At 59.8% G+C, this 22,006-nt stretch carries 19 protein-coding genes; 15 read left to right on the top strand and 4 right to left on the bottom strand.

Features of this window, described 5'->3' with window-relative positions:
* Positions 1-327 precede the first annotated feature (327 nt).
* Positions 328-1,842, top strand: coding sequence for a sulfatase (locus JL39_RS01795; RefSeq protein ID WP_037145538.1), 1,515 nt, complete (start codon positions 328-330; stop codon positions 1,840-1,842).
* A gap of 3 nt (positions 1,843-1,845) precedes the next feature.
* On the opposite strand, the gene JL39_RS30380 is transcribed toward JL39_RS01795, so the two are convergent.
* A complete protein-coding gene (locus JL39_RS30380) occupies positions 1,846-2,796 on the bottom strand; it encodes a LysR family transcriptional regulator (RefSeq protein WP_052182584.1) in 951 nt (316 codons plus the stop codon).
* 96 nt (positions 2,797-2,892) lie between these two features.
* On the opposite strand from JL39_RS30380, the gene JL39_RS01805 reads away from it, so the two are divergent.
* The 8 genes from JL39_RS01805 to JL39_RS01840 all read left to right on the top strand — a co-directional run bounded on the left by JL39_RS01805 (position 2,893) and on the right by JL39_RS01840 (position 12,157).
* Positions 2,893-4,407 (top strand): sulfatase, encoded by a 1,515-nt coding sequence (locus tag JL39_RS01805; protein WP_037145540.1) that lies wholly within the window; start codon positions 2,893-2,895, stop codon positions 4,405-4,407.
* Between the two features lie 32 nt (positions 4,408-4,439).
* Positions 4,440-5,783 carry a sugar ABC transporter substrate-binding protein gene (locus JL39_RS01810; RefSeq protein WP_052182585.1) on the top strand — a complete coding sequence of 448 codons (1,344 nt, stop codon included), beginning with the start codon at positions 4,440-4,442 and terminating at the stop codon, positions 5,781-5,783.
* Positions 5,784-5,841: 58 nt separating this feature from the next.
* A complete protein-coding gene (locus JL39_RS01815) occupies positions 5,842-6,768 on the top strand; it encodes a sugar ABC transporter permease (RefSeq protein ID WP_037145541.1) in 927 nt (308 codons plus the stop codon).
* Complete coding sequence (locus JL39_RS01820; protein WP_052182586.1) at positions 6,765-7,595, top strand: carbohydrate ABC transporter permease; 831 nt, start codon at positions 6,765-6,767, stop codon at positions 7,593-7,595. The genes JL39_RS01815 and JL39_RS01820 overlap by 4 nt, the downstream gene beginning before the upstream one ends.
* An 8-nt stretch (positions 7,596-7,603) precedes the next feature.
* Positions 7,604-8,713: a sn-glycerol-3-phosphate ABC transporter ATP-binding protein UgpC gene (gene ugpC, locus JL39_RS01825; RefSeq protein WP_037145543.1), complete on the top strand. Its 1,110-nt coding sequence runs from the start codon at positions 7,604-7,606 to the stop codon at positions 8,711-8,713.
* Positions 8,714-8,744: 31 nt separating this feature from the next.
* Positions 8,745-9,695 (top strand): DUF4432 family protein, encoded by a 951-nt coding sequence (locus JL39_RS01830; protein WP_037145545.1) that lies wholly within the window; start codon positions 8,745-8,747, stop codon positions 9,693-9,695.
* A gap of 76 nt (positions 9,696-9,771) precedes the next feature.
* The gene (locus JL39_RS01835) at positions 9,772-10,692 is read left to right on the top strand and encodes a formylglycine-generating enzyme family protein (RefSeq protein ID WP_244446811.1); all 921 of its coding nucleotides are present in this window, start codon (positions 9,772-9,774) and stop codon (positions 10,690-10,692) included.
* 31 nt (positions 10,693-10,723) lie between these two features.
* Positions 10,724-12,157 (top strand): sulfatase-like hydrolase/transferase, encoded by a 1,434-nt coding sequence (locus JL39_RS01840; RefSeq protein ID WP_037145549.1) that lies wholly within the window; start codon positions 10,724-10,726, stop codon positions 12,155-12,157.
* Between the two features lie 21 nt (positions 12,158-12,178).
* Here the strand turns inward: JL39_RS01840 and JL39_RS01845 are convergent, their stop codons facing one another.
* On the bottom strand, positions 12,179-12,850 hold the full coding sequence (locus JL39_RS01845) for an SDR family oxidoreductase (RefSeq protein ID WP_037145550.1): 672 nt from the start codon (positions 12,848-12,850) through the stop codon (positions 12,179-12,181).
* Positions 12,851-12,997: 147 nt separating this feature from the next.
* Here JL39_RS01845 and JL39_RS01850 point away from each other — a divergent pair, with 147 nt between their 5' ends.
* Positions 12,998-14,005 carry a LacI family DNA-binding transcriptional regulator gene (locus JL39_RS01850; RefSeq protein WP_244446812.1) on the top strand — a complete coding sequence of 336 codons (1,008 nt, stop codon included), beginning with the start codon at positions 12,998-13,000 and terminating at the stop codon, positions 14,003-14,005.
* A 43-nt stretch (positions 14,006-14,048) separates the two neighbouring features.
* Positions 14,049-15,545, top strand: a complete 1,497-nt coding sequence (locus tag JL39_RS01855) for a sulfatase-like hydrolase/transferase (RefSeq protein ID WP_037145552.1) — start codon at positions 14,049-14,051, stop codon at positions 15,543-15,545.
* A 97-nt stretch (positions 15,546-15,642) separates the two neighbouring features.
* Here the strand turns inward: JL39_RS01855 and JL39_RS01860 are convergent, their stop codons facing one another.
* A complete protein-coding gene (locus JL39_RS01860; protein ID WP_244446813.1) occupies positions 15,643-16,683 on the bottom strand; it encodes a LacI family DNA-binding transcriptional regulator in 1,041 nt (346 codons plus the stop codon).
* Between the two features lie 164 nt (positions 16,684-16,847).
* Between JL39_RS01860 and JL39_RS01865 the strand changes: the two genes are divergently transcribed.
* From JL39_RS01865 to JL39_RS01880, 4 genes are all read left to right on the top strand, one after another.
* Complete coding sequence (locus JL39_RS01865) at positions 16,848-18,284, top strand: sulfatase-like hydrolase/transferase (RefSeq protein ID WP_037145556.1); 1,437 nt, start codon at positions 16,848-16,850, stop codon at positions 18,282-18,284.
* Positions 18,285-18,399: 115 nt separating this feature from the next.
* Positions 18,400-19,140 (top strand): ABC transporter permease, encoded by a 741-nt coding sequence (locus tag JL39_RS01870; RefSeq protein WP_200883907.1) that lies wholly within the window; start codon positions 18,400-18,402, stop codon positions 19,138-19,140.
* A complete protein-coding gene (locus tag JL39_RS01875; protein WP_037145557.1) occupies positions 19,137-19,907 on the top strand; it encodes an ABC transporter ATP-binding protein in 771 nt (256 codons plus the stop codon). The genes JL39_RS01870 and JL39_RS01875 overlap by 4 nt, the downstream gene beginning before the upstream one ends.
* Before the next feature lie 41 nt (positions 19,908-19,948).
* Positions 19,949-20,926 (top strand): aliphatic sulfonate ABC transporter substrate-binding protein, encoded by a 978-nt coding sequence (locus tag JL39_RS01880; protein ID WP_081952675.1) that lies wholly within the window; start codon positions 19,949-19,951, stop codon positions 20,924-20,926.
* A 710-nt stretch (positions 20,927-21,636) separates the two neighbouring features.
* Here the strand turns inward: JL39_RS01880 and JL39_RS01885 are convergent.
* Positions 21,637-21,918: a hypothetical protein gene (locus JL39_RS01885; RefSeq protein WP_037145559.1), complete on the bottom strand. Its 282-nt coding sequence runs from the start codon at positions 21,916-21,918 to the stop codon at positions 21,637-21,639.
* Between the last annotated feature and the right edge of the window lie 88 nt (positions 21,919-22,006).

Consider the following 22,006-nt stretch of genomic DNA (forward strand, 5'->3'; position numbering starts at 1 on the left):
CTCGGGTTATTTGGCCGGGATGCTCGAGCGCGGGCCAGCCTCCACCGAAAGCGGTCTCCGGTCTTCGACGACGATCACGACCGCGAACGGGGCGGCTCAAAGCAAAAAGTGACCGGTCGTGGGTTCCAGCCCGTTCAAGACCATGAACGACTGGCAACGGCGGTAATCTTCTGCCGTTGTCCTAATGCGCTTGGCTCGTTGCCTAAAACAGCAGAGCGCAAATGTCGAAAATGTACATGACTGATCACCGCTGGTTATCTCGTCAGTACCGGGAGCGATTATGCGGGCGATGATCTTTGCCTTAAACGGGTAACAGGGAGGACCCTCATGAAAACGATCTTCGTCCTTTTTGACTCGCTCAACCGCGACGCTCTCGGCTGTTATGGCGGAACCGGCATCGCCACGCCCAATTTCGACCGGTTCGCCGAGCGCTGCGTTACCTTCGACAGACACTATGCCGGCTCGCTGCCCTGCATGCCGGCACGGCGCGATCTGCATTCCGGCCGGCTTAACTTCATGCACCGCTCCTGGGGACCTCTGGAGCCATACGACAATTCGTTTGCGCAGATCATGAAGGGGAAGGGCGTCTATACCCACCTGATCACCGATCACCTGCACTACTTCGAAGACGGCGGGCATGGTTTTCACACGAAATTTTCGAGCTACGACTATATCCGCGGGCAGGAATACGATCCTTGGGTTCCGATGGTCGCGCCGCCGCTGGACATGATCGCCGAGAAATTCGACCAGCGGCATTACAATGTCAAAAAACCGAGCAAGCGGCTGCAGCATGCGATCAACCGGACCGAGATGCAGCAGGAGCAGGACATGCCCGGTCCGCGCTGCTTTGCCTCGGCCTTTGATTTCCTTGACCGCAACCGGATGGCCGACAATTGGTTCCTCATGCTCGAATGCTTCGATCCACATGAGCCTTTCCATGCGGCGGATCGCTTCAAGGAACTGTATGCGACAGGTTACCAGGGCAGCATCCTGGATTGGCCGCATTACGACAGGGTGGCCGAAAATCCGGAAGAGATGACCGAGATCCGCGCGAATTATGCGGCGCTTGTGGCGATGTGCGACGACTATTTCGGCAAGCTGCTCGACTACATGGATGAACATCATATGTGGGACGACACCTGCGTCGTGCTGAGCACCGACCATGGTTTCCTACTGTCGGAACATGGTTGGTGGGGCAAGATCCGCATGCCCTATTACGAAGAAATCTCCCATATTCCGCTGATGATACATCACCCGGATTTCATGAGCCGGGCAGGAGAGCGCCGGCTGAGCCTGACCCAGACCGGTGACCTGATGCCGACCTTCCTGGATTTTTACGGCCTGGAGATCCCAGGTGAGGTGCGAGCCCGCAGCCTGCTGCCGCTGCTCGAAAAGGATGTCCGCCAGCGCGATGTTGCGGCATTCGGCGTGTTTTCCGGGCCGATCGGCGTGACGGATGGCGAATGGGTGCTCTATCACTATCCGCCGAATGTTCTGGCGGACGGACTGGTGGAATACACGCTGGCGCCCGCGCATATGACCGTGCCGTTCGATGCGGAAGAACTGCGCACGGCCAGGTTGGCGCCGCCGTTTGATTTTACCAAGGGCATACCGCTGCTCGCCATTGATGCCTTGAAGGGCGTGCCTCGTCCGCCCGGGAATGACGGCAAGGGTTTCGAGGATCTCGGCACGCGCCTCTACAACGTCATCAACGATCCGAAGCAGGAAATAACTGTCGAGGATGCCGGGCATCAGGCACGGCTCACGCGTCTACTGCTCGGTGAACTCGCGACACACGATACGCCGCCGGAAGTCTATCGATGGTATGGGCTTACGCAATAGCCTTCAAGGCCCCGCTTGCGAGGCCTTTTTCTTGTCGGATCGATTGGCCATTGCAAAGGGAGTCGCCTTCTCGAGGAATTTCCGCATCACCTTGATCGGCGGAAAATCCTTAGAGGAGCGATGATAGGTGATCCCGGTCGGAATGCTCCAATGGAAACCTTCCATATGGATTTCGCGCAATTGCAGGGTCGAATAGCTCTGGGCGAGCGGCACCGGCATGCAGGCGATGAAATTGTGCTCGACCAGCATCTTGAGCGCAATCTGCAGGGAATGAGATTCGAGCGCAAGCGGCGGTGCTGGCAGTCCATGGCTTGCAAAAAATCGATCGATCTTGCCGTTCGCCAGTCCACCGCTGAACAGGCTCAGCCAGGGATAGTCGAGAAGCTTCTCGGGCGTGATCTCGCCCCCGTCGAACAGCGGATGCTGGCTGGATGCGAACAGGGAATTCTCCTGATCGTAGAGAATATCGGTGATGAAATCGCGACCTAGTCCGTCGATCTCGGTGGGAATGCCGCCAGCATAGCATCTCAGATCACCGCGCTGCAGCAGCGGCAGAAGATCCGCGCCGACACCGGTCGACACTGCGACCCGCAGGTTCGGGAAATTGGTACGCAGGTCGGCCAGCATGTTGGGAAAATAGACTGCCGAATAAACCGGTCCGCCGCCGATGCGCATCTCGCCGCCGAGGCCGCGCGTTTGCACCTTGAGTTCGACCAGCGATGCATTCCATGACGCCTCGATCTCCCGTGCCCGGTGTCGGAAGAGCTCGCCCGCCTCGGTTAGCCGCACGCCACCCGGTAGCCTCACGAACAGCGAGCAGCCGAGATCCTGCTCGAGCAGGCGGATCGATTTGGTCAACGCCGGCTGGCTGACATTGATCGCCCTTGCTGCCGCGTGAAAGCTTCCCTGTTCCGCAACACTCAGAAAATGATGCAGCCGCCAGATATGATGCATCGCCACAAGCGATATCCCCAGGTTATCGACATCGATGTGAGAGGTATTAGCGCAAGCCGAAGACTGCCGCTAGTTTCCGCTCATGGAGGATCGTTGATGCGTGCAGTTTTTGTGCTGTTCGACTCGTTGAACAGGCTTGCTCTGGGTTGTTATGGGGGAACAGCTGTTCCGACGCCGAATTTCGATCGGTTTGCAGCGCGGTCTCTGACCTTCGATAATCATTATGTCGGCAGCCTGCCCTGCATGCCGGCGCGGCGCGACCTTCATACAGGGCGTCTCAACTTCATGCACCGATCCTGGGGGCCTCTCGAACCCTTCGACAATTCCATGCCGGAGCTTCTGAAGAAGAACGGCGTTTACACACATCTCCTGACTGACCACTTCCATTATTTCGAAGACGGCGGAGCGACGTATCATTCCCGTTATTCGACCTGGGATTTCGTGCGCGGCCAGGAGTATGACACCTGGAAGGCGTTGGTTCAGCCGCCGCTCGATCGCTTCCGCAAAGAGTATTCCAACCAGCATTATAACGGTCCGAACCAGGCGAACCGCCTGCAGCATCAGATCAATCGGGAGTTCATAAAGGAAGAGACGGATTTCCCGGCCGTCCAGTGCTTTGACCGGGCGTTCGAATTCCTGGACAACAACCGCGGCGCCGACAACTGGATGCTGCATCTGGAATGCTTCGATCCGCACGAGCCCTTCTACACGCCGAAGCGGTTTCGCGAGAAGCTCAGGACGAATTATGACGGCCCGATTATAGATTGGCCGAAATACGCGCCGGTTTCAGAAAGCGAGGACGAGGTCGCCGAAATACGCGCAAATTATGCTGCCCTGGTCGCTATGTGCGACGAATATTTCGGCAAGCTGCTCGACTATTTCGATACCCACAATCTCTGGGAAGACACATGCCTCATCCTGACGACCGACCATGGTTATCTCCTGTCAGAGCATAATTGGTGGGCGAAGAACGTCATGCCCTATTATGAGGAGATTTCGCATATACCGCTTATCGTTCACCACCCGAAGCTCGGCGCCCGCAAAGGGACGCGCACCAATGTCGTGACGCAGACACCTGACCTGATGCCGACGATCCTCAAGCTCTTCGACCAGGAGATTCCAGCCGAGGTGCAGGGCGCTTCGGTTCTCGAACTGGTGGAAAGCGAGAAGCAGGAAAGGTCGGTGATCTTCGGCATGTTCGGCGGCGCGATCGGCGTGACCGACGGCAGGCATACCTGCTTTCTTTATCCGCCTGATCTCGATGACGAAAATCTCAGGGAATACACCCTGATGCCGACGCATCTGCACAGCTTCTTCGCGCTGGACGAGCTGAAGACGGCAGAGCTTCACGAGCCGATGGATTTCACCAAGGGCCTGCCGGTGCTGAGCATTCGGGCACTGAACGATGCCCGACGCCCGCCCGGCGGCGACCGCACCCATTTCAAGAGCTTCAAGACGGCGCTCTACGACAATGTTGCAGACCCGTACCAGCAGAACCCGCTCGATGCACCGGACCTGGAGGAGCGCTTCAAGGACGCCATATCGGCCATCCTCCGACAGCATTCCGCAACACCGGAATTCTTCGACTGGATGGGTCTGGAACAATCGTAGAGCGAGATTTCAATTCAGGGAGGAGAACCGAAATGTCCAAAAGAAAAATTGGCAGATACACGAGAAGGACGCTGGGCAGGCTTCTTGCCGGCCTTTCCCTCGCAGCATGCCTCACGTCGCCGGCATTTGCGCAGGATGCGGGCACGATCAGAATCCTGATCAGCCAGTCGCCCTGGCTGAACTCGTTCGTATCGCTTGTCGATCAATACCAGAAGGATACCGGCACCAAATTCCAGCTCGACGTGACGCCCTTCGGCGGCATGGTCGACAAGATGCGCAACTCGGTTCGCGCCCAGCAGGGTTCGTACGATATTGTCAATATCAATGCCCAAGGGCTCGCGGAAATGTATGCCGGCGGTTTCCTGAGGCCGCTCAAGGAGATCGATTCCAGCTTCTCCCTGCCGGAGGGTGTGCTGGATTTCGGCGGTTCGGCCCACTGGAACGCCTCGAAGAACAGCTTCGATCCCCAGGGGCAGCTCCTCGGTGTTCCGACCAATGGCAACGTCCTGGTGCTTTATTACCGGAGCGACCTCTACAAGCAGGCCGGGTTGAAGGTGCCGCAGACCTGGGATGATCTGCTGGCCAATGCCAAGAAGCTGCACAATCCGCCAAAGACTTACGGCTTTGTGTCGCGTGGTACGCGTGAATCGATCCTGTTCGATTTCTCGCCCGTCCTCTTCAGCCATGGTGGCAGCTTCTTTGCAGATCCGGAAACCGGAGATTTTTCGGTGACGCTCAACAGCCCACAGGGCCTGCAGGCGCTGGAGACGTTCATCAAGCTCAACGAGGAAGTTGGCGCGGGCAATGCCGGCGCGCTTGAACAGGCAGAACTGATCCAGCTCCTTTCCACCGGCAAGGCAGCCCAGGGCACTGCGGTCATCGCCGCCGTCGCCGACCTTCAGGACCCCAACAAGTCGATCGTCACCGACACGATCGAAACCGCGCTTCTACCGGCCGGCCCGGGCGGCAAGCACGCGTCGGTCGCCGGCCACTGGATGGCGGGCATTCCGAAGAACGTGCCGGAAGCCAACCAGAAGGCGGCGCTGAAATTCCTCAAGTGGTTCCTGCAAAAGGATACGCAGGTTGCCTACACACAGGCTGGCGGCATCCCGATCCGCAAGGACCTCAGCGATACCGCACTTGCCGGCGATCCAGCCTACCGTTTCATCAAGGCGTTTTCGGAAAATGCCGATGTCGCCAAGATGAATACGCCGCTTAAGGAAGGCGTGCGTATGAAGGAGGTCATTTCGCTTTATCTCAACCGGGCGCTGATCGGTGAGATTTCCGCCAAGGATGCTCTGAACGGCGCCGCGACCGAGATGAATCAGATTTTGACTGCGGCCGGCTACAAGCTCACTCCTCCCAAGATGCTGTGAGCCGCACGGTGTCCGGGACACCATGCCCGGACACCCCTTTCTGGAGTTATCTTTCACAATGGCGATACGTCCCATAGACGCGACGAAAATCGAACGCGCTAATTTCTGGTGGAGGGCCGGCTCCCTTGCACCCGCCATCATCGTCCTCGCTCTTCTGTCGATCTGGCCGGTCTTCAATTTGGCTTATCTGAGCCTTTCCGACGTCAAGTGGGTGTCCGGCTCGGCCGTCGTCGATTTCGTCGGGTTGCGAAATTTTCACGAGCTTTTCACCGGCGAGGAGGTCTACTGGGCCGGTGTCAGGAACACGATCATCTTTGCGATTTGCGCCGTCACGTTGCAGATGATTTTTGGGTTCACCATGGCGCTTGCGGTGCGTCGCGCCTCAAAGATCGGCAGGAGCGTGCTGACCGCGGTCTTCCTCTTGCCCATCGTCATTCCTCCGATCGTCATCGGGGCCATGTGGCGCCTTCTGCTTGGCCGTGATTTCGGTATCGTCAATTCCTTGCTGAGCTTCATGAGCCTGCCGCAGGTGGATTGGCTCGGCGATCCGCGGTTCGCGCTGATGTCCGTTGTCGTTGTTGACGTCTGGCACTGGACGCCGTTCGTGTTCCTCCTGACGCTCGCCGGCCTGGAATCACTCGACCAGGAAGTGTTCGAGGCTGCCAAGCTGGACGTCAAGAACCGCTGGCAGGAATTGCGCTACGTGACCATCCCGCTGATGATGCCGACCATCCTGATCACGCTGGCATTCCGCATGATCCTGTCCTTCAAGGTCTTCGACGAGGTCTTCCTGCTGACGGGCGGTGGTCCCGGTACGGCGACCGAAGTCATCAATTTCTCGATCAACCGCGTTTTCTTCGCGCAGGATCGGGTCGGAATGGGATCGGCAATGTCTCTCCTGACGATCTTCGGCGTCGCCGCACTGATCATCGTTGCAAATACCGTGGTCCGCCGCCGCCGCAAACAGAAGGATGCCGCAGCATGAATGCCAAGAGAAGCCTCAGCGGCATCGGCGGAAACGTGATGGCTTGGGGTTATGCCCTGATCATTCTGGGCCCGATGCTGTGGATCCTGTCCAATTCGTTCAAACGGCAGATCGACATCCTGATGGGCACAACGGTTGCGCCATTCACGCTCGTCAATTACCAGCTCATCATCAATTCACGGCAATCGCACTTCCTCTGGAATCTCTGGAATAGTGCCGTTGTGGCAGTGATCTCGACACTGCTGGTACTGGCCATCGCAACAGTTGCGGCCTTCACCGTGGCGCGCCTCCAGCCGCCGCGCTGGGTGACATTCATCCTGCTCGGCTGGGCGCTGGTCTTCCACATGCTACCGACGCTGACATTCGTCGGGTCCTGGTACGTGATGTTCACGCAGGTCGGCCTGCACGGTACCTATACGGCGCTTATTCTGGCGCAGGTGGTGCAGGGGCTACCGATGGCGCTATTTTTGATGATCGGCTTCGTCATGAACATCCCGAAGGAACTCGTTCAGGCGGCGCGGCTTGACGGCTGCACCTATGCGCAGGTCTTCCGTCACCTGATCTTCCCCCTGTCGCTCGGCGGCATGGCAGCGGCCGGTGCGCTCGCCTTCATTTCGGCCTGGAGCGATTTCGCGATTGCCCTCAATCTCTCCAACAAGGATACGATGACCGCACCCGTGGCGATCGCTACCTTCGCTCAGGAACACCAGATCCTCTATGGGCAGATGGCCGCCGCCTCCATGCTCTCCATGATCCCGGCGCTCGCCTTCATCATGTTCGGGCAGCGTTTCGTCGTGCGCGGTCTTCTCGCCGGCGCCGTTAAATAGGAAAACCAATGGCACACTTGCAGCTTCAGAAAGTCGGTAAATCCTACGGCGCGGTCGAGGTCATTCCCGGCATTGATTTTGAGATCAATTCCGGCGAGTTTCTGGTTCTGGTCGGGCCTTCCGGCAGCGGAAAATCGACACTGCTCAAGATGATTGCGGGGCTGGAGGAAACGACGTCCGGCAAGATCATGGTTGATGGCGAGGACATTACCCATCTCGACCCGTCGGCCCGCGACCTTGCGATGGTTTTCCAGTCCTATGCGCTCTATCCACATATGACGGTCAGGGACAACATGTCCTTTGCGCTCCGGATGCGTGGCGAGGATCCGGCCGAAATCGACCGGCGGGTCAAGGAAGCTGTCGTCATGCTCGATCTCGGCGGCCTTGAAAACCGCAAGCCGGGACAGCTCTCCGGCGGCCAGCGTCAGCGCGTCGCAATGGGGCGCTGCGTCGTGCGCAATCCGAAACTCTTCCTGTTCGACGAACCGCTTTCCAACCTCGATGCAAAGCTGCGCGCCCAGACCCGCATCGAGATCCGCCGCCTGCACGAAAGGCTCAACGCAACCTCGATCTTCGTCACCCACGACCAGGTGGAAGCGATGACGATGGCGGACCGCATCGCGCTCCTGAAGGACGGCAAGCTGCAGCAGATCGGCTCGCCGCAGGATCTCTATCTGAGGCCGAAAAATACCTTCGTGGCGACCTTTATCGGCACGCCGGAGATGAATCTCGTGGCGAGCCAGGTCGAGATGATCGACGGTGGACTCTGGCTCGGTGGCGCCAGTGGAATGTCGCTGCCGGTGTCGCCGGAGCGGCAGGCGAAGCTTGCTGACGGGATGGCCTCCCGCAGGCAGGTCAAGGTCGGTATCCGACCGGAGCATTTCGAGATCGTTGCGACCGGCACGAAGGGCGCGCTCGAGGTCAAGGTCAATGTCACGGAATGGTTGGGCCACGAGATATTCATCTTCGGCCAGTCGGCGCTCGGGCCGATCGGCGTGCGCGTGCCGGAAGGAATGGCGGCGGCGCCGGCGGCGAACGATGTCCTGAACATCCGCCCGGTCGCAGATCGCTGGCACGTTTTCGATACCGCAAGCGGCGACAGCCTTCTGGCCGAATGACAAATCAATTGGTCAGGTGCGAGGTGCTGAAATGGTGATATTGTTCGGCCAGACGTTCACGAAGCGCGAACTCGGACGAGTTTTTCCCGATCTCATGCAAGTGGCGGGCTTCAAGAGGATGACGGTCGAGGACGGGGCGGGCCGCGGCATGCGGCTCCTCCAGATCGACAGCGGTGGCGGATTGCGGATCGATCTCCTGCCGGACCGGTGCTGCGATATCGGCCAGGTCTGGTGCGACAATATCCCGTTCGGCTGGATCAGCCCGATGGGGACGCCCCTCCCGTCCCTGATCGGCGAGAACAACGCTCTTTCCGGTCTGATGATGACCTGCGGCTTTGACCATATCCGCCAGCCGGACACCGATCAGGGGCGCAGTTTCCCTTTACACGGCAACATGATGAACCTGCCGTCGAAGATCACCACCACGGATACGGTCTGGGATGGTGACGAATGCCTCTTCCGGGTCAAGGCCGAGGTGACCCAGTTCAACCTGAACCACGGCACGATCCGGCTGCAGCGGCATGTCTATGTGCCGCTCGGAGGCCGCTCGCTGGTGGTTTCCGACCGCGTCACCGTGCTGTCCGGCAATCTGCCGATCATGGCGATGTATCACATCAACCTTGGTTTTCCGGCGATGACCCCGGCAAGCGTGCTGCATCTCAACGGCGAAGATATCTCAGTGGATTGCCTGGGCGAGAATAAGATCAAGACCCGCCCCTCCGGCGCGTCGGTATCGGAGGTCGAGCTAGCGGCTGGTGCCGGCGGCGGTTCGCGCTTCCGCCTGAAATATGACGGGCGGAAACTGCCTTTCCTGCAGACGCTTCGCAACTCGCACGATGGTGTAAATGTGTTCTGCATCGAGCCGGCGACGCATGATCGCCTACCGCGAAAGGAATTGCGCGAGGCAGGCGCTCTGGGGCCGACGGAGCGCGGCGGCACGCATATGTTCCATCTCGAGATGCTTTTCGACAGCGGCAGATAATGTCCGGCAGGGGCTCACCGATATGGGGAGCTTGGAAGAAACAATGAGCGGATGCTGTTCGGCGGTGAGCCGGAATATGGGAAATGAAGTATTGGGCGCTGCTGCGAGGATCACGACGCGCGGCAGGGCCGGCGTGGTTGTCGCGGTGAAGGGCGGCGAAAGCTTTGTTGGAACCTGTGAGCCGATCCTGACCGTCGATGGCGAAGGCCCGGAACGCAGGGTCACAGTCACCGATTTTTTCCTCGAAGCCGAAACCGTCACCGTCTCTCGCTTCGCCGAATTTGTGGCAGCCACCGGTTATGTCACCGAGGCGGAAAAGTTCGGCTGCGCCGCGGTGTTTGTCGGCCTGCTCGAGGATCAGAAGCTCATCGCCGAAAATGTCGCCCGCACGCCCTGGTGGGTACGTGTGGATGGCGCGGTCTGGAACATGCCGGAAGGACCGGGCAGTTCGATCGAAGACCGCATGGATCATCCGGTGACGCAGGTGTCTTGGAACGATGCGCTCGCCTTTGCCGCCTGGGTCGGCGGTCGCTTGCCGACGGAGGCGGAATGGGAGCATGCGGCGCGTGGCGGCAATCGCCGGCGGAAATATCCCTGGGGTAACGAGGAGCCGACGGACGACGAAGTGTTCTGCAACATCTGGCAGGGACGGTTTCCGCAGGTGAATACTCTGGCGGACGGTTATTTCGGCACGGCACCCTCGCGCAGTTTCACGCCGACAGGGGACGGTTTCTACAATCTGTCCGGCAATGTCTGGGAGTGGACGAGCGATCCGTTCCGGGTTCGCTCGCTATCGCGTCAGGCGAAGCTGCGCAACGAACAGTCGAAGAAGAGCGCCGACAAGGTGCTGAAGGGCGGCTCTTTCCTCTGCCACAAGAGTTATTGCTACCGCTACCGGATCGCCGCCCGTATGGGGCTTTCGCCGGACAGCGCGTCGAGCAATACCGGCTTCCGCATCGCCTACGATGCGCAGCCGTGCGAGGGCGACGCGATCTGACATGCTAGTTGGCCGGGAGGAAAAAGCTGCCATGCGTCCGAATATCCTGATGCTTTTTCCCGACCAGTGGCGCGGCGACTGGCTGGGCGCGATCAGTAACTTGCCGTTGCGCACGCCGAACATCAATGCGCTGATCGCAAGAGGCGTTTCCTTCGGCCGAGCTTGGACGCCCAGTCCCCTCTGTGCGCCGGCACGCTCCTGCTTTGCAACCGGCAAGGGCTACGGCCGGGCACCCGTCGCCAACAATCTGATGGACAACCCGCCCGACACCCCCACGTTTTATGCCCGCCTGCGTCACGGCGGATATCAGGTCGCCAATGCAGGCAAATCCGATTTGCTCAAGGGCGCTCATAGCTGGGGCATCGACGGCCGGCACGTGGTGAATGGCGTCGATCAGCTTGCCCAACTTGGCTTCAGTCACGGCTTCGACAGCGCCGGCAAGAAGGCGGCCGAAAAAGCCTATGCCGAAGCTTGTCCCGAACCCTATACCGAAATGCTGAAACACCGCGGCCTGATAGACCGCTTCATGGCCGATTATGCGCATCGTTCGGTCGGGAAGGAAAAACCGCCGATGGCGGACTGGATCGAAGGCCGCATCCAGAGGCCGCCCGATGCTTATGCCAACGTGGCGCCGGTCGACCTGCCGGACGATGCCTATAACGACAATTTCGTCGGGGCGGCGGCGGACCGCATCATCCGTGACTTCGATCCGGCAAAACCCTGGTTCCTGATCGTCAATTTCCCCGGCCCGCACGAGCCGATGGACGTGACTGCGGACATGGCCACCCGCTGGAGGGACGTCGAGTTTCCGCTCCCGCATTTGAGAGACAATGCCGATGCCGCGCTGCAGCAGGACATCCGTCGGCGTTATGCCGCGATGCTCGAAAATGTCGACCGCTGGCTCGGCATCTATATCGAGACGTTACGGGAGCTCGGGCGGCTCGATGAAACGCTGATCGTCTTCGCCAGCGACCACGGCGAGATGCTTGGCGACCGAAATCTTTGGAAGAAACAGGTGCCGTACGAGGCCTCGGTGCGGGTGCCTCTGGTGCTCGCGGGACCCGGCGTAAAGCCGCAGGGACATGTGCCGGGTCTGCTTGCAAACCTTCTCGATCTCCCCGTCACATTCCTTTCCCATGCGGAACTTGCCGTCCCGGGCGACTATGAGGGTTGTGACCTGACCCGCATTCTGAAAGGCGAGGGACCGCCCGAAGGTCGGCTGTTGACCTCCGGCCTCGGCGGCTGGCGGGCAATCACCGATGGGCGCTACAAGCTGCTTGTCGGCTTCACGACCGAAATATTCCAAGAGAACCTGCAATTCGGCGGTTTGACGCCGGAGACGTTCGAGACCGGCTTGCTGTTCGACCTCGAAAAAGATCCGCTCGAAACCGAGAATCTTTGGGAAAGTGCCGTGGAAGTCCGCGATCGATTGCTTGCACAGTTACAGATCGAGGTCGACCGCTAGACATATGTGCGGCAGAAGCCCTCACCAAGGCAGAATCTGACCATTGTAATTGTAGAATGTACCGGTCTGATGCGGCCCGGCCTCGGCAATGATTTCCCGCATGCGGTTGACGCTTGCCGATGCGGCAAGCCCCGCATCGGCGGCGAACGGTACGTTGCCGGGATGGATGCCAAGCACGCAGATCTGCCGCGGCGCCAGATCGATCGCGAAGCTTTTCATCACCATGTTGAGGCCGGCCTTGCTGGACCGGTAAGCGTAGGAAATGCCGGTATTGTTGAGGCTGATCGAGCCCATGCGGCTGGAGATGAAGGCGATCACCTTTTGCTCGCTTCGCGCCACGTTTTCGATGAACGCCTTCGAGACGACGAAAGGGGCGATGAGATTGACTTCCAGCATCCGGCGCCAAAGGTGGAGGTCGGTGTCCGCCAGCGAAAGGTGCGGGCCGGGAATTCCGGCGTTGTTGATGAGGATATCGATCTCCCGGTCCTGAAGATCGGCGGCAAGCTGCAGCACGGCGCCTTCATCGGTTACATCAAGCCCGACGACATCGACATTCGGGCCCAGGCGATGCCTTGCCGAGAAATCAGCGGGGGAGAGGCAGGTCGCGATGACATGGTCGCCTTTTGCCGCATATTGTAGCGCAAATTCTTCGCCAAGGCCGCGGTCGCAGCCGGTAATCAGTATGGTCGCCATGAGTCGCTCGCAATATTGAATCTGAAAAATTGGTAGCGTTTTCATTACATGCGTCAAGGCAAAATTGCGTTGACCAGTTGCAAAACTGGCATTACGAAGACAAGAAATGAAAACGCTTCCAAAAAGGGCGAGCCGGTGAAAGGCCAGGTGAAACAGCTGCAGTCCGGTCGTCCGAAAATGGCTGATGTCGCCCGCATGGCGGGCGTATCCGTCACGACGGTTTCCCGCTTCTACAATGAGCCTGATGCCGTGTCGGAAAAGATTCGTGCGCGGATCGCAGAGGCGGCGCGGGCGCTTTCCTATGTGCCGAACGTCATGGCGGGCAGCCTGGCTGCAACGCGCAGCAAGATGGTGGCCGTTGTCGTGCCGACGCTCAATAATTCCGTCTTCGCGCTCATGCTGGAAGAGATGAGCAGCGTCCTGAACCGCCGTGGTTATCAAGTTATGCTGGCATCCAATGACTATTCCATCGAACGCGAGGAAGAGCTCGTCAAGTCGCTGCTTTCCTGGTCTCCGGCCGGTATCGTCCTGGTCGGGCGGCATCATTCGCGCGGCACGTTGAAAGTGCTGCTCGAGGACGGTCTGCCGGTCGTGGAAGTAGGCGAATATCTGGACGGCGCGATAGACAGCAATATCGGCTTCTCGCACCGGGACGCCGGGCGGCGGGTCGCCCGGCATTTTGCAAACCTCGGTGTCCGTCGCCTCGGGCTTGTGCTCGTGGCGCTGCCCGGCGACCGTCGGGCAGCTGATCGTGGCGCAGGTTTTCGCGATATCGCGCGGGAGGACGGGCTTCATCTGGAAGAATTCACCGTGCCCGAGCGGGCCTCGTCGAAGGTCGGTGCCACGGCGTTTGGCGAGCTGATGAGCCGGGCAGACGCGCCGCAGGCGATCTTCTTTTCAAACGACATGCTCTGTCTCGGCGCGCTGTTCGAGGCCGTCCGTCTCGGCATCCGCGTTCCGGACGATGTCAGACTCTGCGGTTATGGCGACTTCGATTTCGCGACGACGACCTCGCCGTCGCTGAGTTCCGTCCGCCCCCCGGATCGCGAGATCGGCCGGCGGGCGGGAGAGCTGTTGCTCGAAAGATTCCGGGGCGAGGGCGCGCCGGTATCCATCGATCTCGGCTTCGAACATATCGTGCGGGCATCCGGCTGACCGGAGATCCGCGATCTTGCAAGCTCAATTCCCGGAGGAACAGGTGCCAAAGTCCCAGGAGCGTCCGAACATCATCTTCGTGATCACGGATCAGCAGCGTTTCGATACGATTGCCGCCGGCGGGTTCCCCTACATGAAGACGCCGACCCTCGACCGGATGGTCGGGGAAGGCACCTATTTCCGGCAGACCTATGTAACGTCGCCGTCCTGCGCGCCGTCGCGGGCGAGCCTTTTCACCGGTGTCTATCCGCACACCAACGGGGTTTTTCGCAATGACGAGCCCTGGGCCTTCAGCTGGGTCCAGCAACTGGCCGAATCCGGCTATCGTTGCGTCAATATCGGCAAGATGCACACTTCGCCCTTCGAGGACTCCTTCGGTTTCCACGAACGACACGTGGTGGAGAACAAGGATCGCGCCACGGCGCGCCTGCCGTTCCTTCTCGATCATTGGGACAAGGCGATCTGGACCCGAGGTTTCGAAAAGCCGAGCCGCGTAACCTATCGCCGGCGGGAGGATTATCGCTCCTCCCTCGGCGCCTTCGTCTGGGAACTGCCCGACGAGCTGCATTCGGATAATTTCGTGCCGGAATTCGCCCAGATGTGGCTGGATTCCTATACGGGCAACGAACCGTTCTTCCTGCAGGTCGGCATTCCGGGGCCGCATCCGCCTTACGATCCGACCCAGGAATATCTCGATCTCTACGCCGATGCCGACCTGCCGGAAGCAATCCTCAGCGACGAGGATCTAGCCTCTCAGCCGACAGCCTTGAAAAAATTGCGGGAGCAGCATCTCGCCGTAGACCATGACGCGGTCGTGCATCTCGCGAACCCGACCAAGGAGCAGTTGCGGCGCCAGCGGCAGCACTATTTCGCGAATGTCTCGATGATCGACGCGCAGATGGCCAAACTCATCGAGGCGGTCGAGCGGCGCGGCGTACTCGATGACACGATCATCATCTTCACCTCCGACCACGGCGACAGTCTCAACGACCACGGCCACAGCCAGAAATGGTCGATGTATGAGCAGAGCGTCCGCGTGCCGGCGATCGTCTGGGCGCCCGGCCGCGTGGCGGAGGGCAGGGTGGTCGATGATCTGGTGTCACTCTTCGATTTCGCGCCGACCATTTTGGAGCTCGCCGGCCTGCCGGTTCCGGACTGGATGGAGGCACAGTCGCTCCTGCCTTACCTTGATGGCGAGGAATGCGAGCCGCGGAAATTCGTATTCTCCGAACATGCGGGAGACCGGATCTTCAACGGCACGGAATTCATGACGATGATCCGCAGCCAGCGTTACAAGCTCGTCCACTTCGTCGACAGCGACGAGGGACAGCTGTTCGACATGGACAACGATCCGAAGGAAATCGACAATCTCTGGGATGATCCGGCGTATCAGGCGACCAGGCAGGAACTCATCACCGAAATCCTGAAATGGCGGATCAGAAGCTCGCTCAAGACGCAAGGGTGGACGTTGGCAAGCGTCAAGCTTGGCGCCAATTCCGGGCGCACACCGGAAAGCAATGCCCGTCAGGGCGGGGGGTAACTTTCAGAGGCGGGAAGGTGCGACACCCACGCCACACCTTCACGAGGGCAGGCGGCGCACAGGCAGGGTTTTTGCGGCCACTATGACAGGCGAACTCTCACTGATTTTGAGAGCCCCGCCGCCGGGTGCTTTCACGGATGATAAGCTCCCAATCGACAACTGTCGTCTTCGGTGCTCCATCGTTGATCCGTGCAAGGATCGCTTCCGCGGTCAGCTTGCCGATGCGCTCACGATCGGGACGGATCGTCGTGAGAGACGGGCTGACGCAGCTTGATGCCTCGTTGTCTCCGAACCCGATGACGCCGATTTCACCCGGTATCCGCCTGCCGCGCCTCTTGAGCGCCCGCAGGGCGCCAAATGCGACGACATCGCTGTTGCAGACAATGGCGTCGACCTCGGGACGCTGCTCCAGCAGTTCGTGTGTCAGACGCTCTCCGAGATCCGGGCTGCCGTTTTGCTGGGCGGTAAACCTCACGATTTCCGGAAGCCCCGCCGCGACAACCGCGGTTTCAGCGCCGTGTAACCGCTTCTGGGCGCGTCTGTCGTTTTCGCGAAGGCTGCCGACAAACGCCAGGCGCGCATAGCCTTCAGCGATCAGATGGGTGGCCTGTGCCGCGCCGATGCTCGCGTGATCCATGCCGACCGCCGTATCGATTACCTCGCCTCCGACGTCCCACATTTCGATGATCGGGATGCCCGAGGCGTTCAGGAGTTCCACCACCTTCGGGGGATGGTCGACGCCGATGATGGCGACCGCCGCCGGCCTCCAACTGAGTATCGAGCGGACCAGGCGTACCTCCTGGTCGGGATTGTATCTGGTATTTGCCAGCATCACCTGGAGATCCTGCTCCAGCAGGGCCGACTGCAGCGTGTCGACGATACTGGCGAATTCCGAATAATAGAGCGAGGTGACGACAACGCCGACGATATCCGAGCGTGTCCCCGAGAGCCCCCCGGCAAGCCGGTTCGGCACGTAGTTCAGCTCTTCCATCGCCGCGTTGATGCGGCGGCGAAGCTCGACCCGCACCGTATTCGGAGCACGCAGCGCCCGCGAGACCGTGTTCACCGAAACGCCCACCCGCTCCGCAATCGAGGCCAGGGTCGGGACGTTGCGCGTCTCTTTGTCAGCAATGCCCATATTCATTCCGGAGCCCAAAAAAACGTATGAGTGATCGTTGCGTTACCGTTAACTTTGTGCCATCGTTTTGATGGTGAGGCAAGCGGAAGAGGGACAAAACCAGTTTCTTTAGCCCGAAATGATTGGCGCCAGCCGAAAACCGGCGGCGTGGAGGAGCAGGACATATGGCTGAAAGGCCAAACATCATTCTGATCATGACGGATCAGCAGCGCTACGATTCGATCGCGGCGCTCGGATTCCCCTATGCGGTGACGCCCAATATCGATGCTCTCGTCGAGAAAGGCGTGGCGCTGACCAATTGCCATATCACGGCGCCGAGCTGCGTTCCGTCTCGTGCGAGCCTCTTCACCGGCTACTATCCGCATACGACGGGCGTACTGGCGAACGGTCAGAAATGGCAGCGGACCTGGGTCGAGCAGCTTCGGGATGCGGGTTATCGCTGCGTCAACGTCGGCAAGATGCACACCATCCCTTACAATTCGGATTCCGGTTTCCATGAACGTTATGTGGTGGAAAACAAGGACCGCTACATGGAAGGCCGCTGGTATTTCGATGAGTGGGACAAGGCGCTTGCCGCCAATGGCCTCGTCAAGCAGCAACGCGAACTCTACCGCAAGCTCGACGACTACCGCGACCGGCTCGGCTGCTTCGACTGGGAATTGCCCGAAGAGCTGCATGCCGACGCATTCGTCGGAAACATGGCGAAGTGGTGGGTGGATACCTATCCGCCGACCGAACCGCTGTTCCTGCAGGTCGGCTTCCCGGGACCGCATCCGCCGTTCGATCCGCCGGCCCGTTATTCGGAGCCCTATCTGAAGCGCAACGACCTGCCGCTGCCGAAACCGGCGAAGGAAGAGCTGGATTCGCTTCATCAGGAGCTGAAGGACAAGCGTAGGCATGACGTCGAGGTCGATCATGATTCCGTCGTCTGGAACCTCGATCCGACGCCTGACCAGATGCAGCGGCTTTGGGCGCACTACCTCGGCAATGTCACGCTGATCGACGAGAAGGTCGGCGAACTGCTCGAGGCGCTCAAGGCCCGCGGTTACCTGGAGGATGCGATCGTCATCTTCACGTCCGACCATGGCGAATGCCTCGGCGAACACGGCCTGATCCAGAAATGGTCGATGTACGACATCGTCACGCGCGTGCCCACGGTCATCTGGTCGACGGCAGACCGGTTCGAGGGCGGCCGCTCGATCGACGGGCTCTGCCAGCTCTTCGACCTCGGTCCGACGATCCTTGAATATGCAGGCATCACGCCGCCGAAATCCTTCGAAGCGCAGAGCCTCAAGCCGGCGCTGGAAGGCAAGGACTGGACGCCGCGCGCCCATGTCTTCTGCGAGCAGATCGGTGATGTGGCGATGGCCGGCGGCGTGGAATTCATGACCGGCGTCAGAAGCGACCGATGGAAGCTCGTCCATTTCAAAGGCTCGTCCGACGGGCAGCTTTTCGATCTCGAAAGCGACCCGAAGGAGGTGAAGAACCTTTGGAGCGATCCGGCCTATGTCGAAAAGAAGGGGGAGCTTCTGGACGTGATGCGCGATTGGCTGATCGAGTCGAATTTCAAGACGCGCGATGTGATGGTCGGTGCCCGATGAGCCATCGATATTCGCAAACCGGACAAGCTTTCGTGAGGGAGTCATGACCTTGTCAATTCCAACGACCGAGGAAAAGCCGGAACCCGCACAGCAGCCGTCCCTGCTGTCGCGTCCGATGGGCATGCTGGCGATCAATATCGCCGCTGTTATCGTCGGCATCCTTCTTTGGGCGATCGTGACCGCGCAGGGCGTCGTCGGCCTGCCGACACCGCTCGCGGTTGCCAGGCAGGCAGTCATTCAAGCGCAGAACGGGCTTCTATGGTCCGATGCATTGGCGAGCCTCGGCCGCGTCTTCACCGGCTTTGCGCTCGGCATCGCCGTGGCGATCCCCACCGGTTTCCTGATGGGCTGGTACCGCACCGCCCGCGGCATTATCGAGCCCTATGTGCAGTTCTTCCGCACGATCCCGCCACTCGCCATCATCCCGCTGGCGATCGTCACCATGGGCATCGACGAGACGCCGAAGATCTTCGTCATCTTCCTGGCGTCGTTTCTCTCGAGCGTCGTCGCGACCTATCAGGGGGTCGTCAACTTGGACAAGACGCTGATCAACGCCGCCCGTGTTCTCGGCGCCAACGACTTCACGATTTTCCGTCGGGTCATCGTGCCGGCATCGCTGCCCTATATCATGGTCGGAGTGCGCATCGGCCTCGGTTCGTCCTGGGCGACCGTGGTGGCGGCCGAACTCATCGCCGCGCAGTCCGGCCTCGGTTTCCGCATGCAGCAGGCGCAGCTCTATTACGACCTTCCGACAATCTTCGTCAGCCTCATCGCGATCGGCGTCCTCGGCCTCATCATGGACCGGATCGTCATGGCGCTCGATAACGTGATGACCGCCTGGCAGGAAAAGCTATGAGCATCAAGATCTCGTTCCAGAACGTCACGAAGACGTTCAACATTGCCGGTCAGACGTCCTTCAACGCGTTGCAGAGCCTCAATCTCGATATCGAAGACGGCGAATTCATCACGGTGGTAGGCCCGTCCGGTTGCGGCAAGTCGACCGCCATGAACATCGCCGCCGGCTTGACGGCGCCGTCCTCGGGCCAGGTGCTCGTCGACAATGTGCCGGTAAAAGGGCCGGGGCCTGAACGTGGCGTAATCTTCCAGCAATATGCGCTCTTCCCCTGGCTGACGGTTCGCGAGAATGTCGAGTTCGGTCTGCAGATTGCCGGGCACCCAAAGGCGGATCGCCGCAGGATCGCCGATCACTTCATCGAGCTCGTCGGCTTGAGCGACTTTGCGGGCTCGCTACCGAAGACGCTGTCGGGTGGCATGAAACAGCGCTGCGCGATCGCGCGTGCCTATGCCGTCAACCCGAAGATTTTGCTCATGGATGAGCCTTTCGGAGCACTGGATGCTTTGACCCGCGTTCAGCTTCAGGATCAGCTGCTGGCAACCTGGAGCAAGGAGCGGCGCACGGTGATGTTCATCACCCACGATGTCGATGAGGCGGTCTATCTGGCGAGCCGCGTCGTCGTCATGGCCGCCCGTCCGGGCAGGCTGCACAGGATCATCCCGGTCGATCTGCCCTATCCGCGCACCGAGGAGATGCGCCTTTCGCCGGAATTTTCGACATTGCGCAACGAGGTCTGGCGGTCGGTCTATCACCCGGCCGCGGCCTGAAACACTGCCATATCATCGGCTGTCACAAGGAGGAGATGAACATGCTGACGAGACGAAATCTGATCAAGACGACAGCGGCGATCACTGCCGCGAGTGCGTTTTCGATCGGCGGAGGGGCGCGTGCCCAATCCGCCGACATGACCATCGGCTATATTGCCGACTTCCCGAATGCCAGCGTGCTGGCAATCGCCGAGGACCAGCAGCTGTGGGAAGCCGAAGGCATCACGCCATCGGTGAAGGTTTTCACCAACGGTCCGATCCAGATCCAGGCGATGGGCGCTGGCAGCCTGAACTTCGGCACGATCGGTCCGGGAGCCCTGTGGCTGCCGGCGAGCGGCCGCGCCAAGGTGATCGGCGTCAACGACATTGGCTTCTCCGACCGTGTCATTGTGCAGTCCGGCATCAACTCGATCACCGATCTCAAAGGCAAGAAGGTGGGCGTGCCCCAGGGGACGTCCGGCGACATGATCCTGCGCATGGCGCTGACCAAGGCCGGCATGACGATCGGCGACATCCAGGTGGTGCCGATGGACCCGGCGACGGTTGTCTCCGCCTTCACATCGAAGCAGATCGACGGCGCCGGCATCTGGTATCCGCTGATCGACACGATCAAGCCACGCGTGCCGGACATGAAGGAGCTGGCATCGAACCAGGATTTCTACCCGCAGACCTCGTTCATCAACACATTCGTTGCCCGCAACGAGATCGTCCAAGAGAACCCGGACCTCGTGAAGACATTCCTGCGCGTCATGAAGAAGGCGATGGACTATCGCGCCGCCAACCTCGAGAGGTCCATCCAGATCACCACGGCCTTCCTCAACGCCCCGGCTGATGCCACCGAGAAGGTTGCTCGCAGCCGCAAGATGCTGACAGCCAAGGAACTGGACGACTTCACCAAGGACGGCACCGTCAACAAGTGGCTGTCGGACTTCAACAAGATGTTCCAGGAATTCGGCACGGTGAAAGATCCGCTGCCGCCAGAGCAATTCTACACGGCTGACCTGTTTACCGGCGCTTGAGCCTTTATCGCTCCTCGCCGAGTCTCTTCGACGGGGAGCGGATACCGTCCAGCGTCGTGAAATCTGTCGGTATGCTACGTTTTGCGCTTAAGCCCAGCAACTGGTGCCTTACAGCGAAAAATCCACAGCTTTCTCTCGCAGGGAGTATTTTCCGTAAATTGACGCTGTAGCCGCGTCAGTTGAAAATCCTCCGATCGATGGCCCCAGGCGGTTGAGCCTTGCTTCTCCGGCAGTTCTACGACATTCGGCTCATACGAGGGGACGCCGCGGACCGTTTATGACTTCATGAGCCGTCATGAATGGTCCGCGGTTCCAGATCCGTAATCGTATCTCATGAAGAATTTTGTTTGGCGGAGATATCGCGCTCAATTTCGGACCGCGGAGGCGTGAGAATTCATCTACACCCATCGTTACACCGCATTGCCGAATGTTACGGCGGATGACGGGCTCGCTCCGGGGGTTAGAGCGAGCCCACCCGTGGTACGGCCGTAGTACCGGGTACCCGCAAGGAATGGGGGCGCGGGCAATCAAAGAAGGCGCCGAATAGCATTCTCATTCAATTCGTCTATTAGAAGTATAGGCGTTGAACATTTCGTTATCCCTGACGGATTGTCTCGAAGCCGTTCGGTGAGGTCGCGCCCATAAGTGCAAGGCGGCAGTGGACGCCAACGGCCGTATGGCGGGGAGCTTGGGCGCCGTCGGCCCTTCGTTCATTTCCTGTTAAGGGAACGCCAGGCCCGCACGTCGTCACCAGTGATCCAGATGCGTCCGTCGAATGCAGCCTTTTCGGTTTCGATCTTTCGGGTTGCGATTTCGGCGAAGACATCGAGATATTGCGCAAGCTGGGTAGCATCACACCGGGGAGGGGACTGGATGCCTGTCAAGGCATCGCGTGAGATCTGGACGGGTTGGCAACTTTTGCCGTCGCTCATGATGATGAGCGCATCCCGTCCAACCATGCGATATCCAAGGGCGTTAATTGTCGGTTCCATCCTAAACTCCGTCAGGCGTTTTTGACCGAAGGACGTGAGCTAGGCATCCCTCATAAGCCGGATCGGGCTGGTGTCTGAGAGGGCAGGA

Source organism: Rhizobium sp. YS-1r (assembly GCF_000757525.1).
GTDB classification, from domain to species: domain Bacteria; phylum Pseudomonadota; class Alphaproteobacteria; order Rhizobiales; family Rhizobiaceae; genus Neorhizobium; species Neorhizobium petrolearium.